The 24,779-nt window shown below is 40.1% G+C and carries 27 protein-coding genes; all 27 read right to left on the reverse strand.

What is annotated here, in order from left to right; all coding sequences use genetic code 11:
- Positions 1–192 precede the first annotated feature (192 nt).
- On the reverse strand, positions 193–1,494 hold the full coding sequence (locus CBX98_RS23755; RefSeq protein ID WP_242446608.1) for an SIR2 family protein: 1,302 nt from the start codon (positions 1,492–1,494) through the stop codon (positions 193–195).
- 163 nt (positions 1,495–1,657) lie between these two features.
- Complete coding sequence (locus CBX98_RS23765) at positions 1,658–2,074, reverse strand: lysozyme inhibitor LprI family protein (protein WP_109170378.1); 417 nt, start codon at positions 2,072–2,074, stop codon at positions 1,658–1,660.
- Between the two features lie 128 nt (positions 2,075–2,202).
- The gene (locus CBX98_RS23770; RefSeq protein WP_025523622.1) at positions 2,203–2,703 is read right to left on the reverse strand and encodes a GNAT family protein; all 501 of its coding nucleotides are present in this window, start codon (positions 2,701–2,703) and stop codon (positions 2,203–2,205) included.
- A 205-nt stretch (positions 2,704–2,908) separates the two neighbouring features.
- The gene (locus CBX98_RS23775; RefSeq protein WP_109170379.1) at positions 2,909–3,487 is read right to left on the reverse strand and encodes a hypothetical protein; all 579 of its coding nucleotides are present in this window, start codon (positions 3,485–3,487) and stop codon (positions 2,909–2,911) included.
- A gap of 152 nt (positions 3,488–3,639) precedes the next feature.
- Positions 3,640–4,485, reverse strand: a complete 846-nt coding sequence (locus CBX98_RS23785; protein WP_242446606.1) for an HNH endonuclease signature motif containing protein — start codon at positions 4,483–4,485, stop codon at positions 3,640–3,642.
- A gap of 143 nt (positions 4,486–4,628) precedes the next feature.
- On the reverse strand, positions 4,629–5,342 hold the full coding sequence (locus CBX98_RS23795; protein ID WP_109170380.1) for a hypothetical protein: 714 nt from the start codon (positions 5,340–5,342) through the stop codon (positions 4,629–4,631).
- 598 nt (positions 5,343–5,940) lie between these two features.
- Positions 5,941–7,122: a hypothetical protein gene (locus CBX98_RS23805; protein WP_109170382.1), complete on the reverse strand. Its 1,182-nt coding sequence runs from the start codon at positions 7,120–7,122 to the stop codon at positions 5,941–5,943.
- A gap of 136 nt (positions 7,123–7,258) precedes the next feature.
- A complete protein-coding gene (locus CBX98_RS23815) occupies positions 7,259–7,747 on the reverse strand; it encodes a DUF523 domain-containing protein (RefSeq protein ID WP_109170383.1) in 489 nt (162 codons plus the stop codon).
- Positions 7,748–7,892: 145 nt separating this feature from the next.
- Complete coding sequence (locus CBX98_RS23825) at positions 7,893–8,231, reverse strand: tRNA-binding protein (protein ID WP_109170385.1); 339 nt, start codon at positions 8,229–8,231, stop codon at positions 7,893–7,895.
- Between the two features lie 123 nt (positions 8,232–8,354).
- Positions 8,355–9,023 carry a hypothetical protein gene (locus CBX98_RS23830; RefSeq protein ID WP_109170386.1) on the reverse strand — a complete coding sequence of 223 codons (669 nt, stop codon included), beginning with the start codon at positions 9,021–9,023 and terminating at the stop codon, positions 8,355–8,357.
- The gene (locus CBX98_RS23835; protein ID WP_109170387.1) at positions 9,013–9,447 is read right to left on the reverse strand and encodes a hypothetical protein; all 435 of its coding nucleotides are present in this window, start codon (positions 9,445–9,447) and stop codon (positions 9,013–9,015) included. Before CBX98_RS23835 ends, CBX98_RS23830 begins: the two co-directional genes overlap by 11 nt.
- Positions 9,448–9,565: 118 nt before the next feature.
- On the reverse strand, positions 9,566–9,976 hold the full coding sequence (locus tag CBX98_RS23840; RefSeq protein WP_109170388.1) for a hypothetical protein: 411 nt from the start codon (positions 9,974–9,976) through the stop codon (positions 9,566–9,568).
- Positions 9,966–10,349, reverse strand: coding sequence for a hypothetical protein (locus tag CBX98_RS23845; protein ID WP_109170389.1), 384 nt, complete (start codon positions 10,347–10,349; stop codon positions 9,966–9,968). Before CBX98_RS23845 ends, CBX98_RS23840 begins: the two co-directional genes overlap by 11 nt.
- 1,213 nt (positions 10,350–11,562) lie before the next feature.
- Positions 11,563–11,916: a DUF1428 domain-containing protein gene (locus CBX98_RS23870; RefSeq protein ID WP_109170394.1), complete on the reverse strand. Its 354-nt coding sequence runs from the start codon at positions 11,914–11,916 to the stop codon at positions 11,563–11,565.
- 782 nt (positions 11,917–12,698) lie between these two features.
- Positions 12,699–13,091 (reverse strand): SMI1/KNR4 family protein, encoded by a 393-nt coding sequence (locus tag CBX98_RS23885; RefSeq protein ID WP_109170396.1) that lies wholly within the window; start codon positions 13,089–13,091, stop codon positions 12,699–12,701.
- A gap of 136 nt (positions 13,092–13,227) precedes the next feature.
- Positions 13,228–13,587, reverse strand: a complete 360-nt coding sequence (locus CBX98_RS23890) for a VOC family protein (protein WP_029842158.1) — start codon at positions 13,585–13,587, stop codon at positions 13,228–13,230.
- A gap of 180 nt (positions 13,588–13,767) precedes the next feature.
- Positions 13,768–14,844: an RES family NAD+ phosphorylase gene (locus tag CBX98_RS23900; RefSeq protein WP_109170398.1), complete on the reverse strand. Its 1,077-nt coding sequence runs from the start codon at positions 14,842–14,844 to the stop codon at positions 13,768–13,770.
- A gap of 141 nt (positions 14,845–14,985) precedes the next feature.
- Positions 14,986–16,056, reverse strand: coding sequence for a hypothetical protein (locus tag CBX98_RS23910; RefSeq protein ID WP_109170399.1), 1,071 nt, complete (start codon positions 16,054–16,056; stop codon positions 14,986–14,988).
- 106 nt (positions 16,057–16,162) lie between these two features.
- Positions 16,163–17,188: a glycosaminoglycan attachment site gene (locus tag CBX98_RS23915; RefSeq protein ID WP_109170400.1), complete on the reverse strand. Its 1,026-nt coding sequence runs from the start codon at positions 17,186–17,188 to the stop codon at positions 16,163–16,165.
- 157 nt (positions 17,189–17,345) lie between these two features.
- Positions 17,346–17,822, reverse strand: a complete 477-nt coding sequence (locus CBX98_RS23920) for a GNAT family N-acetyltransferase (RefSeq protein ID WP_109170401.1) — start codon at positions 17,820–17,822, stop codon at positions 17,346–17,348.
- A gap of 1,275 nt (positions 17,823–19,097) precedes the next feature.
- Positions 19,098–19,328 (reverse strand): hypothetical protein, encoded by a 231-nt coding sequence (locus tag CBX98_RS23940; protein ID WP_172606022.1) that lies wholly within the window; start codon positions 19,326–19,328, stop codon positions 19,098–19,100.
- Between the two features lie 178 nt (positions 19,329–19,506).
- On the reverse strand, positions 19,507–19,878 hold the full coding sequence (locus tag CBX98_RS23950; RefSeq protein ID WP_197710236.1) for a VOC family protein: 372 nt from the start codon (positions 19,876–19,878) through the stop codon (positions 19,507–19,509).
- Positions 19,879–21,195: 1,317 nt separating this feature from the next.
- Positions 21,196–21,360: a hypothetical protein gene (locus CBX98_RS26315; RefSeq protein ID WP_172606020.1), complete on the reverse strand. Its 165-nt coding sequence runs from the start codon at positions 21,358–21,360 to the stop codon at positions 21,196–21,198.
- 826 nt (positions 21,361–22,186) lie between these two features.
- Entirely contained in the window at positions 22,187–22,582 is a 396-nt protein-coding gene (locus CBX98_RS23980; protein ID WP_242446607.1) for a GNAT family N-acetyltransferase, read from the reverse strand.
- Between the two features lie 644 nt (positions 22,583–23,226).
- Complete coding sequence (locus CBX98_RS23995; protein ID WP_025542820.1) at positions 23,227–23,586, reverse strand: DUF2750 domain-containing protein; 360 nt, start codon at positions 23,584–23,586, stop codon at positions 23,227–23,229.
- A 147-nt stretch (positions 23,587–23,733) separates the two neighbouring features.
- On the reverse strand, positions 23,734–24,018 hold the full coding sequence (locus tag CBX98_RS24005) for a MazG nucleotide pyrophosphohydrolase domain-containing protein (protein WP_061058667.1): 285 nt from the start codon (positions 24,016–24,018) through the stop codon (positions 23,734–23,736).
- A gap of 122 nt (positions 24,019–24,140) precedes the next feature.
- The gene (locus tag CBX98_RS24010) at positions 24,141–24,770 is read right to left on the reverse strand and encodes a hypothetical protein (RefSeq protein WP_109170405.1); all 630 of its coding nucleotides are present in this window, start codon (positions 24,768–24,770) and stop codon (positions 24,141–24,143) included.
- Positions 24,771–24,779: the final 9 nt, after the last annotated feature.

The following is a 24,779-nucleotide window of genomic DNA, read 5'->3' on the forward strand; positions in this document are numbered from 1 at the left end:
AGGATTTTCAAGCCATCCACATCGAGTCTCTTCTGCCGTCGCTGCTAATGCAGAAAACATCCCCAAAATAACAATCAAAAATCTCATTATTTACTCCATTCGCCTAACGCCGCATTAAGGTGTGAGCGACGCTTGGCTATACTTGAGCGAAGCGAAAGCGCCAAGCGTTGCGAATCACTCTTAAATGCTTTGTTATGAATCAATACTATTTACTATCGCAAGAGCATCAGACCAACTAGTATTAGCTTCTATATGTTTTTTGACCAATCGTCTATTGGAAGATGTAACAGAAGCCCATCTGTTTTTCCATGCGCGATATGCATGCCATGAATAGCCCGTATAGTACTCTTTTCGCATAGTAGTCATAGACCGCAGAACTGCATCGAGATATATTTTTTCAATTGATGTACCTTTAACATCAAAAATAGCCCCAAGGTATACTAGCCATCTTGCAAGATGCTCGTACTGCTCCCAAGCATTATTCTCTAATGTTAATTCCGTCTTTGTTTCAATTACTTCACCCACCATTTCCACAACGCGCTTATCATTCCAGCTCAAACCCTCCGCAGATAAGGACGAAATAATACGATAGAATGAGTCTTCTAGTTTAATGTAAGCTTTTTTAAAGTGAGCACCATCGAAGACAACCTTTCTAATAGAGCGAATAGATTTGTCTGCAATACTCTCTGCTTTAGGCGTTTTCTCATTTAGTTTTTTGAAGAATCGTGAAACTTCCATCGAATCAATAACACGGATTCCATAACAATGTGCATAATAATCTTTAACGTTTTGGTCTATTTTAGATCTTGAGACAAGGAAAATATTTGAACCAATTACATGGCTTTTTGAAAAACCATTATAATCACTAATAATAGCCTTTAAATTTGTATCACCTAAAGAGTATCCTAAAATAACAACTGTGTTTTCATGTAGTATCGTACTCAACTTTTGTGAGAAGTAAGAGTTACCATTAATAAATCTAAAGTAATCTTCAGATGTAACTACCATATTCTCGGGTGAATCGACCGAACCATGAACATGGTAAACTTTAACATTTGCGGAAGACCTTGGAATAGGAAGTCCCGGTGTTATTGACTGGCAGCTATTTTCAGCAGTCAACTCCTCAGCTAACTTATCGTAGTTGGTCGTAATTACCCTAAATGCTCTTTCCGAAAAAAAAGCTTCAACATGTTCATTATCATCTTGCAGTTCAAGATCACTTATAATATCTGCAATTTCTTCATGTATATTTTTATCTATTGCTGCCAATTTAATTGCGATTACTTGGGCTGCCTCTTCAAGTGTTAAAAGGCTAGCCTTTCCTTTAGGAAAAAGAGACTCTTTTAATTCCTTTCCATTTGGAAGTAAATCACACAGTTCTTCTAAAAGACCTTGCCATGTAGGCGCATCATTATCAGTTACTGCTTTCGAAAAACCTGTGCCTGTAAATAAGCACAGCCTGTTCGTTGCTGCAGCATAAGCAATTTCAAACATCTCACTCAAATTTTTACTCCTGATTCATAACGCCCTGTTAAGGGGTGAGCAACGCAATACCGAAGCCGCCGCATACCACCTTAATCACTAAAAACAACGCATAGTAAAAATGCGACGCGTTGCGAATCCCTCTTGAACAGTTTGTTATGTGCGTGGTTGAAACCTACTCTACACTTGGCTCCGGTAAAACTGGTGGTGTACTGTCCATATAAGTTAAAAAGTTTTCCCATAACTCGTGCGTTCTTTGCTTAGTTAACTTAGTTTTGCACGATATCGCCATAATTCCACGAATAGTTCCATCACGCCATTGCGTATAAACCGAATCACAGTGAGAGGACATATATGCTTGCCAATCCTGTTGAGCAAGCTTAATTGCTGCGATCAGTTCTGGGTCATGCGAGTTGTGCTCAAAGCTAGTGTTTAGATATTTGTCTAATTTAACTTGTGCTGACTCTAATTCAATAGCGGCACATTGGTTTATCTCGATTGTGGTCATCGCATTATTACAGTCAATGGACTCTTCTTCAGCAAGAGCACCAAACGAAAGACTAGCTAATATGATGATTAGACACTTATTCATCGTTTTCTCCGAGAGCACATAACGCCGCATTAAGGTGTGAGCGACGCTTGGCTATACTTGAGCGAAGCGAAACTGCCAAGCGTTGCGAATCACTCTTAAATGCCTTGTTAGTTTTTGCTACTCAACACCTACAAAAACTTCTCTATGAGGACTTCGTCTACGTATTCCCCGCGAACTTTTGCATGCTTCTTCGCAGTACCTACAATTTCAAAGCCTTGTTTAAGATAAGCTGCCAAAGCTCGCTCATTATCACTACGGACGTAAGCAAATAGCTTTTCATAGCCCTTTTGCTTTGCAACTTCGAATGTCGAGTTGAAAAGCTCTTTTGAAACACCTTGACCACGAGCATTTTCACAGACAAACGTACCAATTATGCCTACGTGGTCAAAAGCTTTTGTGTATTGTGCGAACGGCTCAATATTTTGGAAACCAATAACCGTTGAGTCACTTCCGGACAACGCAACTGTAAACACACCGCGCTCAGGAAATTGAGCAATAAACTCTTTTTCTTCTTCAGGGGTAAAGGTTGTGTCCAATACCGTGTATAAGCCTTCAATAATGATGGGATTGAGGACATTTGTAATGCCTTCAGCATCATCGAGAGTCACCTGACGTACAACTAAACTCATGCAACTTAACTCCTATTGTAATTGGAATTGCTTTGTACATGAGTTCAAGATTTCCGGCAACAACTAACGCCGCATTAAGGTGTGAGCAACGCAACCACGAAACTAAACCATACCACCTTAAACACTGCTCTCAACGATGGAATGAAAAATGCCAAGCGTTGAGAATCACTCTTAAATGCTTTGTTAAGGCTCTCGGAGGTACAAACTAGTTTATTTTAAATACAGTTGGCCACGGCTCAAAATAGAAACAAATCAGTGACATTACCACCAAGATTACTCCCAACAGCCTAACTACAAGCAACCTATCGATTCTATTAAGAATTAAGTCATCTGGAATATCAGTAGACTCCTGTGACGAAAAGTATGAAGTCAGCATGAATGTAACGGCATATATTATGAACATAATTGACGCAAGAAAAACACCAACTGAAACTTGAAAATTCATTTTCTCCAAGCCCATCGGGATTATTAGGCCTAAGCAAACTCCAGTAAGAACGATTGAAAAGGAGTAACCACACTTACATATGGAAATCGCCAACAATTTAAACACTTTTTGGAGAAAAGGCTGAGATATACACAGAAGAGATATACCGCATAGCAGCAATCCAGTATATAGCGCAAGCTTTAACCCTGATAACTGCATAAATCCCTTGATAACACTTATTAGCACCAAGTCGATATCTTTGGGTGTCACCAGTGTCATTCCTCCCAAAACAAGCGTGATAAGAAATGGAGCTAATATAAGGTCCCTTGCCTCTTTGAGTAATTCTTTAAGTTGAAACATTTAATCTCCATAATGCTCTCATGTTGGGAGAGCCTTAACGCCCTGTTAAGGTGTGAGCAACGCAATACCGAAGCTCCCGCATACCACCTTAAACACTAAAACCAACGCATAGTAAAAATGCCACGCGTTGCGAATCACTCTTAAACAGTTTGTTAGCCAGCTGGCCCAAAGTGTATTTCCCTATGGCAGTTGGGGCAAAGACTAATTACATTTTCAAGGCTGTCTAAGCCGCCCTGCGACAACGGTATTATATGGAGAACCTCTAAGTACGGCTCTCCATTGGAACGCTTAATAAAGGGCGCTTTTTCTTTGCACTTTTCGCAAAAACCTTCTGCTCTATATAATGCTTCCGCGACAACATCAGGGTCTCTACGATAATCCTGAACCAGTCTATAAACGACTTTCGGTTTAGTAGATCTAGAGGCCAACCTTCTTTGACGGTTTTCTGAACTATCATCAAGTGACTCATTTACTTCATTTTCGAAGGTCACTTTATATTCGGCTTGTGATTCTTTGATTGTTTCATTTGCTGTTGGGAACAACTTATCCTGAGCCACAAATCTGATAAATGCCTTGGCATTGATTTCATCAAACGTTTGAACAAGTCCAATATGGACGTTTCTAAGTTTTTGATTCGAAGCTTTACTGATAACAAACAGTGGAATCTTGGATTCAAAGCAGTTTTTTAGCGCTTGTATTTCATTTTGATCATGACTTCCATTTCTGTTTGTATTCGGAAAATCATAATCGATGCCCTTTGACGACATGTTATCACTGTAGCTTTTACCGGTGTGCAAGATACTAACTGCAATTCCGCTCGATGGAGAAACTACGCCCCTTGTTACATCTGAGTTAACCCATACTCCAGCCGCACCACCATAGATACCCAAGTCTCTCAACTTAGAAGGCTTTACATCAATCGCAATGTCTACATAGCTGATCGCATTGAAAAGTCGTTGTCTTCTTTCTATTTCTTTTATTATCAACGTAATTCCCATTTTCTTTGTTGCTGGCTAACGCCCTGTTAAGGTGTGAGCAACGCAATACCGAAGCCGCTGCATACCACCTTAAACACTAAAACCAACGCATACTAAAAATGCCACGTGTTGCGAATCACTCTTAAACAGTTTGTTATGTGTTTTTATGTATTAAGTCCAAGTTCTCGTAAAGTATATTCATAGTCTTCACATTGCTTGTCCCACAGTAAGTTCAGTTGGCGGAGAACTCTAAAGAAAAAGGCAAAGTCATCGATATTGCCGGCAGCTTTGACTGCAAACTGAAATTTGCTTGAGGAAAGTTCATTCCCCGTGATTATAATTTCTGTTGTCTCTCGAACATATTCTATTTTTAAGTCCGCTACTCCAGACTCGACCTCATAACAATCGAAGTCACACCCAGCTGCATCGAAAGTACCTAGTTCAAGTAGTTGTACAATCGCAGTGATTAGATCGAAATAAACCTCTATATCCTCAATATCTGGGATTGAATAATGGTGTTCCATTTTATTTCGAATGTTGTTTAGTCGTACTAAAGATCGAGAATTGAAAAATCCAATAGCACCTATGAACTGCAGCTTTTTCTCTATCTTTATGTTGCGTTTCTTAAACAAAGCTCGGAGGTTATAGACTTCAAAAAATGTATCTAGCTGACAATCAAGTGCTCGTTTTAGATGTGAAACACAGTTAATCAAACTTACAGGAGTATTGCGATTCAACTCGTCCTCTGCAAACCTTAGGTACTCTCTAGGCGTCACTTGGAATTCGGTTTCTACACTAAAAGGGTTTCGTTTTCCTGAAGCCTCAAAATTATGGATATTCTCTACAAGAAACTTCTTAAATTCATCGATATTATTCAATATGTATACATCCTAAAAAAACACATAACGCCAAATTAAGGTGTGAACAACGCTAACACCTTGCCTAAAGCATTGCGCCATAAACACTAAACTAGCTTGAAGTCAAAGCGCCAAGCGTTGTGAATCACTCTTAAATTTATTGTTATATGCCTGAACCCAAAGCCTGAGAGTCCCTTAGTGAGCACCCAAAGCGAGAACTACAAGCTATATAGCCTTTTGCGATCTTTACGATAGCACTTAAAAGCCAAGACCCAGAACGATACTAAGGCAAACAATGCTACCTTGTCGTATCTATGTAATAGCTTCCCAACTATGGCATCTTCTAAAGGTTTCATTACCCCTTGGAACTCAATTTCAGCGATGTAGTATTTGCTGACCAATAAAATTACGAAGTGAAAAACGACGCCAAGAATCAATGCTAATTGAGTGCGTTTGGACAATGAAAGCACATATAGAAATTCATATACAAAGTTCATTTTTACTTCCTAGCTGTATTGGCATATAACGCCGCATTAAGGTGTGACGACGCTTGGCTATACTTGAGCGAAGCGAAACTGCCAAGCGTAAGGAATCACTCTTAAATGCTTTGTTAGAAAATTTATTCCTCGTTAAGAAATGGTTTTACGTGCTTGTTTACAAAATGGTTAGGCTTCCAACCGACAGCTAGTTTGTCAGTAATTAGTGTGTCTGCTAGTGATAAAGCCGAGCCAGTAAATGGCTCAAAAGCAGATATCATTGAGCCCAAAGCATACCTTATTGTTTTTCCGGGTGTTCTTTCCAACCAGTGTTGCCCACCCAGCTCACTTAGGTATTCAGAAACCACGCCAACATCAGGATTAACTCCAACTGTCCATTTTTTAAACCTGTCAGATTTTTCCAATAATTTTAAAAATTCTGAAAATGATCGTCTATCAGAGTCTATTACTTCCTTCACTGAAGGAAAGTCGTTTAAAACCACATGTTTGAAAGAAGCTAGTTCACTTTTGTTTAACTCAGTCCTCTTAGTTGCCTGAGAGAATTTTATATTAATCAATTGGGATGAAACTGATGAGCTAAAAAAGTCACCTCCATAATGTGATGAAAGCAATAGATCTGCATGAGATTCCAAAATTTGGTTCAATAAGGTAGCTTGGTTGAAGTCACCACCATTCGGATTAAGGCGCTTTGATTTAAAAGTAATAAAATCAAAATCGATATTGCTGTGTATCTTAAATTTTTCTGTGTTCTCAAGGAAATCAACGTTTAAGAACAAACGACTATCAATCTCTTCTTTACCTAATTGATTGGAAACCACCTTTTGAGCACATTGATTAACATACTCTTGGTCTTGAAGTTGTATTCTAGCGCTGCGTGTAATACCATTTTTCACAAAATGGTCACTTGATAGATCATGTTTTGATACTAGATTTAAAAAACGTTCTGCGTATTTCAAAGCTTTCTTTCTATCAAAACCCATTTTTTCAATTCGGTATTGAAGCCTTTTCTTTCGACTGTGTAACTCCCCTCGCTCTTGATCCCCAACAAACTTTATTGCCGCATACAAAAACTCATTATTGTCATTGTAGGTTGACAGGATTTCTTCCGTATACACCGCAGTTACACATGGTAAAGCAAGTAGCCTCAAGAATAGATCCATGCCTAGTTGAGTTACAAGACCATGAAAACTTGCGTAGTCAATAATGATGTGAATATTTTGATAAAATAATAACGCCTCAGCGATCTCCCCTTTGGTTACGGGAATACCGCTCTCTGAGCGTCTAAGTACAACTTTTTCAAACACCAGAACTCTCCAAATTTTCTAACGCCCTGTTAAGGGGTGAGCAACGCAATACCAATGCCGCCGCATACCACCTTAATCACTAAAATCAACGCATAGTAAAAATGCCACGCGTTGCGAATCCCTCTTGAACAGTTTGTTAGCTATTTTTTTCCAACGCCTCTCGGAGCTTAGCTATCGTATGTTGACTGTAGACTTTAATTCCATTGCGCTCTAACAATGCAGTAGCTACCCCTGAGCCATCGATTTTGATCCCGTTGAATGTACCGTCATAAATTTTTGAACTGCCACAGGAAGGGCTGCCTTCCGCGAGTATCGCGTACTTTATTTGCTGTTTTTTGCAAAGATCCAAAGCGTTCTCTGCCCCACTAGCAAATTGTTCAGTAACATCAATACCATCATTTCCAACAACGTTTGCCAAACCATCAAGCACATCAACACCTTTACCAGTAATGATTTCGGCAGGTGCTCTAGGAATAGGTAAACCTGCTGAGACTTCGGGGCAAAAGGTCACTAGTTCTGCGTTTGACTTGAGCCATAGCAACTCAGGCTCTTTGACTGATAAACAGCTCGCATTGTATCTAACGTTGTTTCCAACCAGACATGAACTAACGAGAACTTTTACCACTGGAACTCCTTTATATATTAGAAATAGCTAACGCCCAATTAAGGTGTGAAGCACGCGACCTCGATACCTAATTTGACCACCGTAAACACAGAACTTAACGCAAACCAAAAGTGCCAAGCGTGCTGAATCACTCTTAAATTGTTTGTTATGCTAACTTTGCCCCGTTTGGTAGCGTCATATCAACTGTAGAAAGAACTACTGAACCATCTGGACGATGTAATCCCGTAACAAGACACTCAGACATAATTGGACCAATCTGTTTAGGTGGAAAATTTACTACAGCTAAAACCTGTTTACCTAAAAGATCCTCTTTGGAATACAACTCTGTAATTTGAGCACTGGATTTCTTCACACCCAGCTCTGGACCCAGATCGACTTTCAATTTATAAGCTGGTCTACGAGCCTCAGGAAAATCCTCAACTTCGGTAATCGTACCTACACGAATATCAATTTTTTGGAAATCATTCCATTCTATATATTCCATTGTCTTCCTTATTTAACCGTTGGCATAACGCCGCATTAAGGTGTGAGCGGCGCTTGGCTATACTTGAGCGAAGCGAAAACGCCAAGCGTTGCGAATCACTCTTAAATGCTTTGTTAGCATTATTTACGCACGACTTGCTATGAAGTCTCTAAACACAACCTGAAACTGACTCGTCAGCCTATTAGCGTCATTATTAAATCTAGGAATAATATTTCTGTCCCAATTACGACCATGTCTACTTAAGACTTTTTCGACACTTCTCGATGTCGTATTAGATACAAAAAATACCTTTTTGGAGTTAAATTCTTTATCTAATCCTAAGAATGACCGAGCAAGGTTAATCCCTAGATTCGTGAAGTAGTACTTGCACTCAACAGCAAAGATCAACTTCGTGTGTCTTGGATGCACATTTTGTAATCGACAAGTCTCACCTTCCGAGCGCTCGATTATCGCAACATCAGCTTCATGAGTGACTCCAGACATTCCCGCAACCTTAACTCCAATATGAACTTCTACTATTTTGAAGTCTGGAAATTCGACTACGGCATGCGTGTAATTCTTTGACTTTGAGTATATATTCCCGGGACTTGTTCTAAATAGTAAGTTATTAGTAATTTTTCCATTCACATCTTCAAAATATACGTTCGCTCCTTGTAGCTTTGCTGCTTGCAGTACTATCGAAAAGATATAAGCTTCATACAGGTCAGAATTAGAGTTATTCAATAGATTTGCGATTTTTCTATTGCCAAGATACTTTCGCAAAGCAGAAAGCAACCTACTTTTATTGTTCATATCGCGCAACCTCGGTTAAAATTTCTTCTTCAATTTCCAAGAACGACTCGTCCACTTCACGTGCTTCAATAAGCTTTTCATCATCAAACTGAATAGTTACATCAAAATCAGAACAAAAATCTCCTAGCGTTTGAGCCGTAGAAACTGCGTCAGCAATACCACACATGAGAGCCTTTTCTACTAGTTCAAATTGCTCTTCTTCTGTGTAATCCTCATAAGATGCGAAACTAGCTTGTCGTCCTTTTTTAAACTGAGTTCTCTGACCTTTTGCAATTAGATCCAAATTGTTAGATTCTGTTTTTTCAATTAAAGTCGTATCTACTTTTTTCTCTACGAATTTACCAGTAGAAATTTCAAGTTCGACCTGTTCTATCGCTTTAAAAAGCCCACCGCCTCGAACTATTTCTTTTATTTCATCGAACATCAATTCTCCCTCGATTTTTCATAATAATGCTAACGCCGCATTAAGGTGTGAGCGGCGCTTGGCTATACTTGAGCGAAGCGAAACTGCCAAGCGTTGCGAATCACTCTTAAATGCTTTGTTAGATGATTTTTTCCACTTCGTCTGCAATACCTTTAACATCATTTCTCAATGAGTTAGATTGGCTTTGTGTTAGCATATTCTCAGGCCTAGAAAATGTTCCACTAGAAGCATCATAATTAGGGTACAAAAGCTTATTTCTTAAGTTGTGCAAAAGAACAGCAGTTGTCGCGATTTTTAATTGTGTTGCGCTATCACAATGGTTAACAGCAGCCTGCTGAAACCGCTGAATCTTCTGATTGTGACTAACGCTGGGACCCACGCCTTGCCCGTCATGGTCAGCTAAAGCACACCCAGCCGACTCAAACGCATGATAGGTTAGAAAAGCTGACTTTTCTTGCACTTTTCGAGTGTCATTACTAGCCTTTAACGCTCTCTTCGCTATTTGTAAATAATCATTCTTAAGCGCCATATATACACATCCCTCTTGTGAATAAGGTTCTGTAAGTATGTGGAGAAATACCCTTAGGGTGCTTTAAAAACTCCTTAGGCATTGGCTTTATTGAAGGCAGGATACCAGTCTCTTGATAAAACAATCCAAATACACCTTGAACCTCCTTCAAGGCCGCAAAGTAGGTTCTATTTGTACTAACTGTCACAAACCTCATTTCATATATCTTTCTTGGCCGCTTAACTGGATATATTCCAGAGATTCCAAGTACTCTATGGCTCATCTTTCGATGCTGTATTATATCTTTCAGCACAAGAACACGCTCCGTTATTTCCGGTTGCTCGTTGTACAGGTACTCTTCTTCTGTTTTATATTTAACTAGTTCTGAAAACATTTCATCTATAAACCTGTATTCATCTAACGCTGCATTAAGGGGTGAACAACGCCACCACCTAACCTAAACCATTGTGCCGTAAACACTTAAGCTAATTCAAACCAAAACTGCCAAGCGTTGTGAATCCCTCTTGAATGCTTTGTTAGTTGCCAAACCTAAAGCTTTGATTTGAAGTTAGTTACCGCTTTGCCAACACTTGCTTTACGTATGTTGGGAAACTCAAATCAGGCGTAGTTTCAAAACGTTTGTCACTGAAACCACTTGGAACACGCAACGCCGTAGAAAACGAACTGACAACATCAAAAGACCTTTTGGAGAAACAGTGCCACAAAGCTGACTTTCAACAAGTAAATCGGCTTCTGAAACGGCAAACCAAACTAAGAAAAGATCGAAGCTCAATTCCGCGAGCCATGAGCCCGAAGTTCAAAGTGCAGAATCGAGCAAAGCACACGAACGATTAGACCTAAACACTCTGTTTTAGCTGCGATTTTCTCGTTGGCAACTAACGCCCAATTAAGGTGTGAAGCACGCGACCACAGAACTTAATTTGAACACCGTAAACACTGAACTATACCCAGACCAAAAATGCCAAGCGTGCTGAATCACTCTTAAATTGTTTGTTAGTTGCCAAACCCAATTTACTGATTTTAGGACAGTTTAGACTTTGCGAGCAAAAAACCTACGTACTTTAGTGCCGTTAAGCCAGGCGTAGTCTCAAAGCGACTAGTCACTGAAACCACTTGGAATCTACAACATCGCAGAAAACAGACTAGCAACACCAATAAAACCTTTTGGAAAGACAATCTCACAGTGCGGACTTTCAACAAAGTCGCTGAAACCACGTGAACTCACCACACCAGAGAAAACGATCTTTCAACAAGCAGATTTGCTTTTGAGACGGCAAACTCACCGAGCAGTGTTTCAGCAAATAATGGCCGTCCGTCTAACCTAAAACCTGCAACACCAAAGAACAAATCTACGGTGTAGCAATGCCAAATTTGGACCTTAGCTGAAATATTCAACACTGGATTTGAGCGAGAAAAACTCACTTTAACTTTGAGCCTTTACCGCTAGATTTTGCAATTTGGCTGCGTTTTTCCTCATGGCAACTAACGCCGCATTAAGGTGTGAGCGGCGCTTGGCTATACTTGAGCGAAGCGAAACTGCCAAGCGTTGCGAATCACTCTTGAATGCTTTGTTATGTGCGTACTCACTATTTATCCAAGATAACGTCAAAACCACCATAAATGATACGCTTACCATCAAATGGCCTGGGGTTATTTTCAGGACTCATTCGCGGGTCATCCATTATCTGCTGCCAAGCTCTATCTCGGATTTCTTTTGATGGCCACACAACCCAAGAAAATACGACTGTTTCGTTGTCTTTAGCTTTAACAGCCATTGGGAATGAAGTAATTTCACCATCTGGGACTTCACTTCCCCAAGTTTCCACAACTCTTAAGGCTCCAAAATCTTTAAACATTTCTGCGGCTATTTCGATATGCGCAATGTATTGTTCTTTATTCGCTGTAGGTACAGCCGCTACAAATCCATCGATGTATGACATGATTTAACTCCTGTAAGTGGAATTATAACCATAGCCCAACGACGCAAGAGCACATAACGCCCAATTAAGGTGTGAAGCACGCGACCACAACACTCAATTTGAACACCGTAAACACTGAACTGAACCTAAACCAAAAATGCCAAGCGTGCTGAATCACTCTTAAATTGTTTGTTAGTTGCCAAGCCCAATTTACTGATTTTAGGACAGTTTAGACTTTGCGAACAAAAAACCTACGCACTTTGACTTTGATGCCGTTAAGTCAGGCGTAGTCTCAAAGCGGCTAGTCACTGAAACCACTTGAAACATCCAACGCCGCAGAAAACGGACTGACAACACCAAAAAGATCTTTTGGAAAGACAATCTCGCAGTGCGGACTTTCAACAAAGCCGCCGAAACCACGTGAACTCACCACACCAGAGAAAGCGCCCTTTCAGCAAGTAAATCTGCTTTTGAGACGGTAAACTCACCGAGCAGTTTTTCAGCAAAAAATGGCCGTCCGTCTAACCTAAAATCTGCGACACCAAAGAACAAATCAGCGGTGCAGCAATGCCAAATTTAGATCTTAGCTGAAATATCAAACACTGGATTTGAGCAAGAAAACTCACTTAACTTTGAGCTTTTACCGCCAGATTTTGCAATTTAGCTGCGTTTTTCCTCATGGCAACTAACGCCTTGTTAAGGTGTGAGGCACGCAATACCGAAGCCTCCGCAAACCACTTTAAACACTAAACGCAACGCATAGTAAAAATGCCACGCGTGCCGAATCACTCTTGAACAATTTGTTAAAGCTTTTCTAACTTGGCAAATGAACTTGCAAGCAACTTAATCTCTCCGGTTTCATGAAGCCAAATATAAACTTCGGGCTTGAATTGGTTTGACTCTTTTAATAAAACCATTTGATCACCAAGACCATTACTAGCAATTGCCAATGCATGATGAGGAAAGTTGCCAAAACCGAAACACAACTTGGTCTCTGTAATAATATGATTACAAGTACGAGCTAACCTTTTTCGATCAGAGTTGTCCTTGATTGGGTAAAGTTCCCAATCAGCTTCTTCGGTCGTTGCTTCACCACCATTGGAAATTTTCATTGATTCACGGTAATCATGAGGGAGCCTTGCACCAAGCTCCATCTCAGTATTAACTAATTGTTCTTCTGTTAAGTTGAATGCCACTTTTTACTCCAAAGCTATAACGCCGCATTAAGGGGTGAACAACGCAAACCACTCGACCTAACCCATTGTGCCGTAAGCACTAAAGCTGATTCAAACCAAAACTGCCAAGCGTTGTGAATCCCTCTTGAATGCTTTGTTATACGCGGGCTTCCGACCAAACTGCGAACTCATTGCCACTTGGTTCTAAAAAATGAAAACGGCAACCACCAGGAAATTCGAATATAGGGCGAATGATTTCACCACCACTTTGAACAACTTTATTTAGAGTATCTTCAATGTCAGAGCTGTAGAATACTAAAAGTGCTCCACCCGTATTAGTTTGGCTGCAGCAATCAGCTTTGAAGAAACCACCGTCTAATCCCTGATTTGAAAAAGCTGTATATTCAGGTCCGTAGTCGACAAACTCCCAACCGAAAACTGAAGAGAAGAATGATTTTGTCGACTGTAAGTCTTTTGCGCCAAACTCAACATAATTAAGTTTTTCATGCTGATTCATTTCCTTGCTCCTTTTTGATTGTCCTGATAAGCGTATAACGCCCTGTTAAGGTGTGAGCAACGTAATACCAAAGCTTCCGCATACCACCTTAAACACAAAACGCACCGCATAGCAAAAATGCCACGCGTTGCGAATCACTCTTAAACAGATTGTTAGGCAAATACTGCCAATCGATTCAACTTAATATTCTACAGGACCGAAATGTCCTTGGTAACCAACGTGAGTGATGATAAGCCGGTTAATGGAAACCATTTCTACTAACTTAGACCGTAGTGGAAATCCAAAAAGAGCCAAATTTTCTATGGTGTAAGCTTGTGCATACTTTTCTCGTTCAGGGTGATACCTACGTAATGACAAACCATAAGAAGTTTCGAATGGATGCCCTCCAGTTCTAATTAAGCTGAAAAATGAAGGATATATAACCCCATCATAACCTGCATTTTTAGCGGCCTTAACTATGGCGCGGGAGATTTCATAGGAATGAGACTTAGCTAAAAACAACATATGTATAGCCATATCTAAGCTCTCAAATTCTGTCGAGTTCTCTTCCAGAACATGAGTTAGATCCAACAACCTCAAGTTTTTAATAGTTTTGAGCGTAGCTACATATATGTCATCATCTACCGAAGCTCGGCATTCATGAATACAAACGTCAAGATCTTGGGAACCGTACATAACAGATAGATCTGATGAGTCCAAGCGCCCTCTGCCTGAAAATTCAATTGGTGGGCTGTCATATTCCATGGGTGCAGAAGGCTTGTTAGGGCTAATTCTCAAACGGTAAAATTTAGTCCCGATAGGGATTGTTTTTTCGGGGTACTCGTGTATTACTCGTTTGATAATACCGTCTCGTGTGCTTTCATTTTGCAAATCTTTAAGCGGTTCAACTTCACCGATCATCCATAAACGTGGACCGTAATGGAAAAAACCAATTTGAGCCGCATCTTCTATTAACTTGATGTCCTTCTTTAACCATGCCGATGGACTTATATCACTTTTTCCATAGTGATACTCATTGGTTTGAATCACAGGCGCAGCGCCATAATCACAACGAATTGTAGTGCCGCTGACAAAGAAGCGCCAAGCCAAACCTTTAATCAAATCTTTAGTAAGCTTGTTCCCCCCTGAAGTACCACAGTTTGGGCACTCTTCTTGAGATTCGCTGCCTACCTTATATGCGTCTATTCTTAAGCCTTCATCATTAAAGCAATTGGAACAAAGAAGTATTTCTTCACTAGGAAGGGACTGTTTATTCATATTTTACCTATTTGCCTAACGCCCTGTTAAGGTGTGAGCAACGCAATACCGATGCCACCGCATACCACCTTAAATACTAAACGCAACGCATAGTAAAAATGCCACGCGTTGCGAATCACTCTTAAACAGTTTGTTATATTTTTATTGCTTGACTGACTTTATCAATTTTCCAAGTTGTTCTACACCATCGAAAGTCGAGGGTATGTTTTCAGTACTAGCAGTAATCCCTGAGAATATGATGTTCTCAAATTTCTCCAACGAGAACTTGTCCTGTTTTTTCATATCACTAGCATATTCCGAATAGTTATGAATAAACCGACAAAGTGTCATTCTTAGATCTATTTGCAGTAACTGAGATTGTAATGACTTGTAGTTACTCAGAAGTACACGGAAATAATAAACTAGAATAGCAATCAATGAGACTGTGGGTAATGCCACTAACATCATGATTCTTGAAAGCTCGGCACCCTTATCGATATTTGCCAATACAAATACGATTTCTGCAGCCAGAGGTAAAACGATTAGTATCGACACTAGCCTTAACCAAAAAAGTACATCTCTTATTTCTTGCTTCTTTTGCTCTGCGAGCTGATTAAAGCCTTCGCTCAGCCCAACAAAATTAAATGCATCTTTATAACTATCTAGGGACTCTTTTAGTTTACTCGCTTTTTCTTCTCTCTCACGAAGTTCAACGTCCCATCGATTTTTAGTCTCTTCAAACTCAGAAGTTGCTACGTGAAGCTTTCTAACACTTTCAATCGCTGGGCTATTAGCAATTTCCTTTAAAATGGCTATCGGCATTTCTCCAATAGAGAAGTAGATATCCGAACGACCCTCATCATTAAAATCGGCAGCATTCTCTGTACAAAACCGTCTAACTCTTTCCAAGTCGCGATGAATATCATTTGGAGTCGATAGATGATATTCAAGGAGAAACCTAAAGAATAACCCCATAGCACTATCTAAATCATCTTTGTCTAGATTTGAGGTTCTTTCCGATAGAAAATGCAGCAGATGATCACCAACCCAGCCAATATTTATTTGGCAACGCTCATCCCAAAGCTTTGGGTTACCTTTTATAGCTTTGCAAACAACAAGTAGGTATTGACCGCGAGTTTTTTCAAAATCTGTTTCATAAGTCAACCCATCAATACGATTAGTGAACTTCGCTATAACTCGTTGAGTCGTCTCACTTTCAAAAAATTGGTTCATATAACTCCATTAAAAATATAACGCCGCATTAAGGTGTGAGCGGCGCTTGGCTATACTTGAGCGAAGCGAAACTGCCAAGCGTTGCGAATCACTCTTAAATGCTTTGTTAAGCGTCTGGTCGCACTACTACGCTTTGTAATTGTCTAAGTAACAGGAAGTCATCTGGAGCAATTACATCTATACCTTTCTCTGGATCTAAAAAGTATTGTGCAACGCGCGCGTGATTAAAAGTACTAGCGTCTAAAGGGTATTCAGCATGTGGATTATGCAATATATGCAATCCATCAGCGATATTCTCAACATACTCTGCTTTTGGAGCAAAACGCATCTCAGCTTGAATGCTGTCGCCAACAGGAAGGTGAGACGTGTGGAAGACAGTCATAGCATCAGGGTTATCAGCCAACGCACGAATTTTGCCCCATGTAGCTAACGAACTATAAATAACCGCACTAACATCTTTATACTCATCGGTAGCAAACAAGCCCGTAGGGATTGTTGCTTTCTCATTTTTTACGACAGCTTCAACTGGATACTTAATAAGCTCTTTGGAGCCTGTAGCTATAGTGGTTTCTTCGTCTATGTAGAGACCATATAAAGCTGCAATTATAGAACGGTTAACTGCATAGTGTGAAAAAGGTCTATCGAATGACGCTAGCCCAATGACATAGGGCTTTCCTTTTACATGCTCTAACTGGGAGTATTTAGTCCGATACATTTTAATTTTTGACGACAAGCTATTCAAAATTCGGATCGTTGACTGTTGATTGAACTCAGCAAAATCTTTCGGCGCAAACATCTGAGAATGACCAGCTGCAGGTTCTCCACCTTGCGCTGGTGCAGCAATAGTAGCTTCAAGTGTAATCTCTCTATCTAGCTCAGTAACAAAATCAGGTGCATGATGTGAAAAGTCTGTTTGAGCCCCGAGCTCTTTCAGAAAAGCGTGAAGATAGAGTTCCCACATTGAAGATTCAAATGTAGTTTGAAATTCATATACAAACTTACCATCACGATCTTCAAAACCCTTAGCCCATGAGTTCAACACTTCTCTTTCGGCTTTGTATTGTTCTTGTAACAACATTTTGAAGATTGGATGTTGGCGCTCTTCATCTGCTATAGGAGTAAATAAATCCAATTTATACCTCGATATTATTCTGACGCTTAACGCCGCGTTAAGTAGTGAGCAACGCTTACACCTAACCTAAACCATTGCACCGTAAACACAAAACTCAATTTAAACTGAGAATGCCACGCGTTGCGAATCTGTCTTAAACGCTTTGTTATACGATGCCTCATAGAAAGCGCTGAAACTGACCGTTTTTAACGTTGAAACCGAGTTTGTTAAACAAAGCTTGAGACCGAAAGTTACCCTCATCAATATCTGCATACAATTTTTCAATGCCCAAAGATTTAGCATGAGAAAATAATAAACTAAGAGCTTCCGACATATACCCTTGTCGCCAGTACGACGAGTTGAGTAAGCATCCGACCTCACAAGAATCACCGCTATCACTAAAGCCATGTAAGCCGCAGGTTCCAATAACTTTGTTTGTCGCTTGCTCCATAACCGCCCATTCCCACGATTCACCTGATTTCTCTAGTCGGGCAACGCTTTCTAGCATCTGAACTATCATATCTTTCGATGTGAAAACTGGGTCTGAGGCAAATTCCATTGTTTGAATATCACCATAAATTTCAAACAAATCATCAGAATCATTCGTTTGAATTGACCTCAAAACAATTCTACTTCCGTGTAAATCAGGCTTCATTTCTCTCCTTAATCGTATAACGCCTTGCTAAGGTGTGAGTAACGCAATACAAAAGCTACCGCACAGCGCCTTAATCATCATAAGCCACCGCATAGTAAAAATGCCACGCGTTACGAATCACTCTTAAGCAATTTGTTAGTACATGCGCTACTTCTATTTGTGTGCTCCAAGATATTGAAAAGTGGCATAATATGAAAGGCTTTGAACACTGAAGTGAGACGGGCAGCTACAAAACTTTACCCCGATTGAAAGCCGAAAGTTGGCTAGAAGAAAAACGCACTGAACAACCCTACTTTCACTTGCTTCAAATTAGTAAAGGATTCTTTCCTCGTACTTCAACAGCCACACCAAAAGCAATCAAGGCTCTCTAAAAAGCCACCACGAGAAAGAAGAAGCGCCAAAGAAATAGGGTAAGAGTTAGAAGCCGTAAACGGTGAAATCAAAGCGAATACTCCGCATATAGTGCCACCGGAAAGAACGTGAAAGGCACTAACTGAAAGGTGTAAATACGAGCGCCAAAACAAATAAACACCAAAACTGATGACCTTTGATGTCAAACCCGTACTAACGCCTTGCTAAGGTGTGAGTAACGCAATACAAAAGCTACCGCACAGCGCCTTAATCACATAAGCCACCGCATAGTAAAAATGCCACGCGTTACGAATCACTCTTAAGCAATTTGTTAGTACATGCGCTACTTCGATTTATGCGCTCCAAGATATTGAAAACTGAGATGATATGAAAGGCTTTGAACCCTGAAGTGAGACGGGCAGCTACAAAACTTTGCTCCGATTGAAAGACGGAAGTTGGCTTGAAGAAAAACGCACTGAACTCCCCTACTTTCACTCATTTCAAATTAGAAAAGGATTCGGTCCTCGTGCTTCAACAGCCACACCAAAAGTAATCAAGGTTCTCTCAAAAGCCACCACGAAAATGAAGAAGCGCCAAAGAAATAGGCTAAGAGTTAGAAACCGTAAACGGTGAAATCAAAGCAAACCCTCCGCATATAGTGCCACCGGAAAGAACGTGAGAGATACAAACTGAAAGGTGTAAAGGCGAGCGCCAAAACAGATAAACACCAAAACTTATGACCTTTGATGTAAAACCCGTACTAACGCCCTGTTAAGGTGTGAGCAACGCAATACCGATGCCTCCGCATACCACCTTAAACACTAAAACCAATGCATAGTAAAAATGCCACGCGTTGCGAATCACTCTTAAACAGCTTGCTAGTTGCGTAGCTTGCCACTGGCAGAGTAATAGAGATACTGAACCTCAATCTAAATTATCTGGTGTATGAAGATTGGTACCACATACTGTACATTTGTAATCACCAGTTGCTTCACCTTCCATTAATGCACCAACTATTGCAGCAAATAGACCCGATAAGAAACCTTTAGCTTTTTTCTCAGTTACTTCCTTTGGCTTAGAAAAACTTTCATACCTATGCAGCGTAACTTCTTTACAATTACAACAAAACGCCCTTGTCTCTTCAGAACCGTACATTTTTACCAATCTGATTACTCCCTGTAAGCTAATTTTTCCCAAGCAACTAACGCCCTGTTAAGGGGTGAGCAACGCAATACCGAAGCCGCCGCATACCACCTTAATCACTAAAACCAACGCATAGTAAAAATGCCACGCGTTGCGAATCCCTCTTGAACAGTTTGTTAGGGCGCAGAGCCTATTGATACACGCTGACTTCTATTAAGTTTTTATCAAGATCCAAAAAATAGACCGATTGGATTGCACCAACGGCTCCTGATTTTTCGACTGGACCCTCTATGATTTTGACATTTTCTTTAACTAAATGGTTTACCACTGATGTCAACGACCAATCTGAAATTAAGCAAACATCACCCGAACCAACATTAGCTACATTTCGCGGTTCTTGACCAAGAAGCTGAAAGTTAATCTTTTGATTTCCGAACGTTACAGCCTTACGGCCATTGGCAAAAGTTACCTCTTCCATGCACAAAACCCGTTTATAAAAGTCCACTGATTTTTCTATGTCGGAGACTGTGAGAACAATATGATCTATGTGATGAATCATCATTTTACTCCTTGTGCCCTAACGCCGCGTTAAGGGGTGAACAACGCCACCACCTAGCCTAAACCATTGTGCCGAAGACACTAAAGCTGAATCAAACTGAAATTGCCAAGCGTTGAGAATCCCTCTTAAACGCTTTGTTAGCACTCTAATATAGTTTTGCAGTGCCTCAAGTGTTCATCTTTCGAAAAAACAATATACTTTGAGACGCTATCCCAGTCTGTCCATCTTGATGGGGCTCCTCTAGAGGCACCGGATAGCGGGGAAATTGATTTATGATGTCCATAACCTTTTTCTTTTAACATCCACGCTATATTTCGAGACTTTTGTAAAGCAGATTTCGCCTTTCTTCCAAGCACATTCTGAATAAGCAGCTCATCGAAACTATCACGGCCATAACGAGCCAGATAAGTACAGACCAATATTTCGACACTTGTGAATCGTAACCTCATAATGGACTCCTTGTATGGACTTTTCACTATCAGAGGTTAATACGACTTGCAACCCTATGTCATCAAACGTTTGTCTAACGAATGATCTTAGCCTTAGAGTGCTAACGCCTTGTTAAGGGGTGAAGCACGCAATACCGACGCTACTGCATACCGCCTAAATCACAAAAGTCACCGCATTATAAAAATGCTACGCGTGCTGAATCCCTCTTGAACAATTTGTTATGAGACATTTTTTTGCGATAGTTTATCTTTGTGTTTTTTATACTGCCTACTTTTAAAAAAACCAGTCCCAACCAGCTACAAAGACGGCCCCAAAGACAGTCATAAAATAAACTCTATATGAGACAATTGGAGATAAGTCGAGATAAAAGTCGTTTTGGACAAATGCATTAACAAATATGATTGGAATACTACACGCTAATCCATAAGTTAGACAATGTATCAAAAAGCCTTTCTTTTGGATCTTTAACCACTGAATTTTAGCTGTTTTATCCACTTTTATTCTCCATTTTTGAGAATGTCTCATAACGCCCTGCTAAGGGGTGAGCAACGCAATACCAAAGCCGCCGCAAACCACCTTAATCATTAAAATCAACGCATAGTGAAAATGCCACGCGTTGCGAATCCCTCTTGAGCAGTTTGTTAGTTTGCAAACCCAAAGCGTTGATTTTACGTTATTTTAAACTTTGCAAACAATAAGCTTTATGTGTTTTGATGCATTTAAGTCAGGCGTTGTCTCAAAGCGGCTACTCAATGAAACCACGTGGAACAAACAACGCCGCAGAAAACGAACTCACAACACCAAAAAGCGCTTTTGGAAAACCAATCTCACAATGCGGACTTTCAACAAAGCCACTGAAACCACATGAACTTACCACACCAGATAAAACGCTATTTCAGCGAGTAGATCGGGTTTTGTACCAACAAACTCAACGAGCAGAGTTTCAGCAAAAAAGTTCGACTCAGGTAACCCAAAAGTCGCCGCACCAAAAAACAAATCAACCGTGAAACGATGCCAATTTTGAATTTTAACCACGCTAGTTAACACTGAAATTGAACGCCGATATGGACAATTTCAACCTTGAGCTTTTACCACTAGATCTTGCGATATAGCTGCGTTTTCCTCTTGCAAACTAACGCCCTGCTAAGGGGTGAGCAACGCAATACCGAAGCCGCCGCATACCACCTTAATCACTAAATTCAACGCATAGTAAAAATGCCACGCGTTGCGAATCCCTCTTGAGCAGTTTGTTAGTTTGCAAACCCAAAGCGTTGATTTTAAGTTATTTTAAACTTTGCAAACAACAAACTTTATGTGCTTTGATGCACTTTAGTCAGGCGTAGTCTAAAAGCGGCTAGTCAATGAAACCACGTGGAACAAACAACGCCGCAGAAAACGAATTCACAACACCAAAAAGCGCTTTTGGAAAACCAATCTCACAATACGGACTTTCAACAAAGCCACTGAAACCACATGAACTTACCACACCAGAGAAAACGTCATTTCAGCGAGTAAATCGGCTTTTGTACCAACAAACTCAACGAGCAGAGTTTCAGCAAAAAAGCTCAACGCAGTTAACCCAAAAGTCGCCACACCAAAGAACAAATCAACCGTTGCAATGATAACAATTTGGGATTTTCACCACGCCAGCTAACACTGAAATTGAAAGCCAATACGACAACTTAAACTTTGAGCTTTTACCACTAGATCTTGCGATATAGCTGAGTTTTTCCTCTTGCAAACTAACGCCCGGTTAAGGGGCTAACAACGCATTGGGCTAAACTAAAAGTGACCGCCTTAACCACGAAAACCAATTTGAACCAAAACAGCCAAGCGTTGGTAGTCCCTCTTGAACCGTTTGTTATGCAAATTTCTCACGGCGCATTGTTGTTATCGAATAACCCATTTCACGATACTTTTTACAACGCTGCTGTAGAAACTCAGGATACTGGTTTTCTTCAACTTCTTTGAAACCAATATGCTTGTAGAAGTTTGTTACATGAGCAAGAGGCATGCAATAGGCTGTACGCAAGTTTAAAACAGGTTCAATGTACTGAAGAAACTGGAGCCCTAAACCTTGACCTTGAAAGTCACTAGCAATGTACATACCTCTGAGTATCGTAACGTCATTAATAAACTCAACTTTCACGGAGCCGACAATCGCACCATCGCTAAGGCATATAAATGCTCTTTCGGTATCAGACCAAGCACTATGATAACCCTGCTCTTTGTAAAATTTACCTACTGCTTGTTTCATAGAACTATCGGCTTCAACTATCCTCATTTTGACTCCATTTGCATAACGCCGCATTAAGGGGTGAACAACGCCACCACCCAACCTAAGCCATTGTGCCGTAAACACTAAAGCTGGTTCAAACCAAAACTGCCAAGCGTTGTGAATCCCTCTTGAATGCTTTGTTAGTTGCCAAACCTAAAGCTTTGATTTGAAGTTGATTGCCGCTTTGCCAAAAGCTGTTTTTACGTGCTTTGAAAAACTAAAATCAGGCGTAGTTTTAAAGCGTCTCTCACTGAAACCACTTGGAACATACAACGACGTAGAAAAAGGGCTAACAACACCAAAAAGCGCCTTTGGACAAACAATGTTACAGAGCTAACTTTAAACATATAAACCGGTTTCTGAAATATAGAGTCCAACCAAAAAAGAAACCAACACACGATTTTACAAACCTGAAAGACTAAAATTTGAAATACAAAACCGAGCCAAAAATGCACGAACATTAGCCCTAAATATTCTGCTTTAGCTGCGTTTTTCGCATTGGCAACTAACGCCCTGTTAAGGGGTGAGCAACGCAATACCAAAGCTGCTGCATACCATCTTAATCACTTGAACCAACGCACAGTAAAAATGCCACGCGTTGTGAATCCCTCTTAAACAGTTTGTTAGCTGCGTACCAACATTTTTGCCACATCAATTGCGACAACTTCAGTACCACAGAGGTTTGCATCCCAATTGAGACCCACAAGATGTCCATCGCTATGAATACCTTTTAGCCAATTATCAACGAATGAATCTAGGTTAATTGGAGTTGGGACATACAACTCCCAATCACCAATTGCGACCCGACTTGCGTATGCTCTATCTGACCAAAAAACATAAACTGATGCGTCTGGATACTGATTCGAATTACAAACTGCCCAGCCACCATCAGGATGCTGAAGTCCCCAAACAGTTCGATTTTCGATTACTCTGTCGATAAATCTTATGTAATTGGAACTTGATGTAGCTTTATCTTGGAGCATCATTTTTCCTCTAAGCAGCTAACGCCTTGTTAAGGGGTGAAGCACGCAACACCGACGCTACCGCATACCACCTTAATCACTAAAACCAACGCATAGTAAAAATGCCACGCGTGCTGAATCCCTCTTGAACAATTTGTTATACGCGTTCTAGCGGTTGTACTTAACCTTGTTCAAAACTTCTTTTAGTTCATGCGTTTTCTCAAGGTTTACATCGTGAATATTGGCTAAAGCACAAACATAATACAAGACGTCATATAACTCTTCTGCGATTGAACCTTTGAGTTCATCTAGCGTTGGTTGCCCACTTTTACCTTTGCGAATAGATTCCGATAATTCGCCAACTTCTTCGATTAGTTTTAAAAAATAGTGTCCAGATTGCTCTGGCGCATAATCGAATTCTTTTATATGACTTTGTAACTCAGATAACTTCATAACGTCCTTTTTGTATCATTTTCCATTAAGCGTATAACGCCGCATTAAGGTGTGAGCGACGCTTGGCTATACTTGAGCGAAGCGAAACTGCCAAGCGTTGCGAATCACTCTTAAATGCTTTGTTATATTGAGTGTTCACCGTGTTTGCCTAGCTTTTTGTTTTCATATTTTTCAACGAGATCAATTGCACACTTTTGCCTAGTTGAGTCATCTATAAACAAGTATGCGAGTAAAAACATTGAAAACATAAAAAACAAATAAACAGCAAGATCTGAATTGTTTGAAAATTCAACTATTGGTAACAGTACAACCATTGCACACGCGACAAATGAAGAGACAAAATACCCAAGTAGATAGCCAAGTTTTCTGATATTGAGCTTAGCCTTGTTAAGTGAACCCTTGTAACTAATGGAGTCATACTGTTTCGAAAATTCTATGTACCTAGCTCCCTGGATATACTTCAAAATATCTGAAGTTGGTGTATCAGAGGACATAAAAGCTTTAATTACTGGATAATCAATAAGGATACCAAAACGGTTTTGAAAAACCTGTTCGATAACGAAATGATATCTAGGCTTACTATTTTTCTCAATTTCAGCAATCATTTCGGAAATTCTACTAGTCTTTTCCTGTTGATGCTTATCAATTCGCCCTCTCACTATTTTAAACAAAGTGATGAATAGAAGAACGACGACAGCCGCAAATTTAGGAGTACCCCAAAGATCATGGCTAAATCTAATTAAAGCTTCCATCTTACCTCT

The organism is Vibrio sp. T9, from assembly GCF_003123985.1.
Lineage (GTDB): Bacteria > Pseudomonadota > Gammaproteobacteria > Enterobacterales > Vibrionaceae > Vibrio > Vibrio diabolicus.

What these genes read in the sequence shown, in the direction of transcription:
- CBX98_RS23920 (WP_109170401.1), bottom strand. Translation starts at nt 17,822, where the DNA reads ATGAAGCCTGATTTACACGGAAGTAGAATTGTTTTGAGGTCAATTCAA.
- CBX98_RS23910 (WP_109170399.1), bottom strand. Translation starts at nt 16,056, where the DNA reads ATGAACCAATTTTTTGAAAGTGAGACGACTCAACGAGTTATAGCGAAG.
- CBX98_RS23755 (WP_242446608.1), bottom strand. Translation starts at nt 1,494, where the DNA reads ATGTTTGAAATTGCTTATGCTGCAGCAACGAACAGGCTGTGCTTATTT.
- CBX98_RS23785 (WP_242446606.1), bottom strand. Translation starts at nt 4,485, where the DNA reads ATGGGAATTACGTTGATAATAAAAGAAATAGAAAGAAGACAACGACTT.
- CBX98_RS23950 (WP_197710236.1), bottom strand. Translation starts at nt 19,878, where the DNA reads ATGATGATTCATCACATAGATCATATTGTTCTCACAGTCTCCGACATA.
- CBX98_RS23940 (WP_172606022.1), bottom strand. Translation starts at nt 19,328, where the DNA reads ATGTACGGTTCTGAAGAGACAAGGGCGTTTTGTTGTAATTGTAAAGAA.
- CBX98_RS23840 (WP_109170388.1), bottom strand. Translation starts at nt 9,976, where the DNA reads ATGGCGCTTAAGAATGATTATTTACAAATAGCGAAGAGAGCGTTAAAG.
- CBX98_RS23870 (WP_109170394.1), bottom strand. Translation starts at nt 11,916, where the DNA reads ATGTCATACATCGATGGATTTGTAGCGGCTGTACCTACAGCGAATAAA.
- CBX98_RS23890 (WP_029842158.1), bottom strand. Translation starts at nt 13,587, where the DNA reads ATGAATCAGCATGAAAAACTTAATTATGTTGAGTTTGGCGCAAAAGAC.
- CBX98_RS23775 (WP_109170379.1), bottom strand. Translation starts at nt 3,487, where the DNA reads ATGTTTCAACTTAAAGAATTACTCAAAGAGGCAAGGGACCTTATATTA.
- CBX98_RS23995 (WP_025542820.1), bottom strand. Translation starts at nt 23,586, where the DNA reads ATGCTCCAAGATAAAGCTACATCAAGTTCCAATTACATAAGATTTATC.
- CBX98_RS23900 (WP_109170398.1), bottom strand. Translation starts at nt 14,844, where the DNA reads ATGAATAAACAGTCCCTTCCTAGTGAAGAAATACTTCTTTGTTCCAAT.
- CBX98_RS23770 (WP_025523622.1), bottom strand. Translation starts at nt 2,703, where the DNA reads ATGAGTTTAGTTGTACGTCAGGTGACTCTCGATGATGCTGAAGGCATT.
- CBX98_RS23980 (WP_242446607.1), bottom strand. Translation starts at nt 22,582, where the DNA reads ATGAAACAAGCAGTAGGTAAATTTTACAAAGAGCAGGGTTATCATAGT.
- CBX98_RS23765 (WP_109170378.1), bottom strand. Translation starts at nt 2,074, where the DNA reads ATGAATAAGTGTCTAATCATCATATTAGCTAGTCTTTCGTTTGGTGCT.
- CBX98_RS23845 (WP_109170389.1), bottom strand. Translation starts at nt 10,349, where the DNA reads ATGTTTTCAGAACTAGTTAAATATAAAACAGAAGAAGAGTACCTGTAC.
- CBX98_RS24010 (WP_109170405.1), bottom strand. Translation starts at nt 24,770, where the DNA reads ATGGAAGCTTTAATTAGATTTAGCCATGATCTTTGGGGTACTCCTAAA.
- CBX98_RS23825 (WP_109170385.1), bottom strand. Translation starts at nt 8,231, where the DNA reads ATGGAATATATAGAATGGAATGATTTCCAAAAAATTGATATTCGTGTA.
- CBX98_RS24005 (WP_061058667.1), bottom strand. Translation starts at nt 24,018, where the DNA reads ATGAAGTTATCTGAGTTACAAAGTCATATAAAAGAATTCGATTATGCG.
- CBX98_RS23830 (WP_109170386.1), bottom strand. Translation starts at nt 9,023, where the DNA reads ATGAACAATAAAAGTAGGTTGCTTTCTGCTTTGCGAAAGTATCTTGGC.
- CBX98_RS23835 (WP_109170387.1), bottom strand. Translation starts at nt 9,447, where the DNA reads ATGTTCGATGAAATAAAAGAAATAGTTCGAGGCGGTGGGCTTTTTAAA.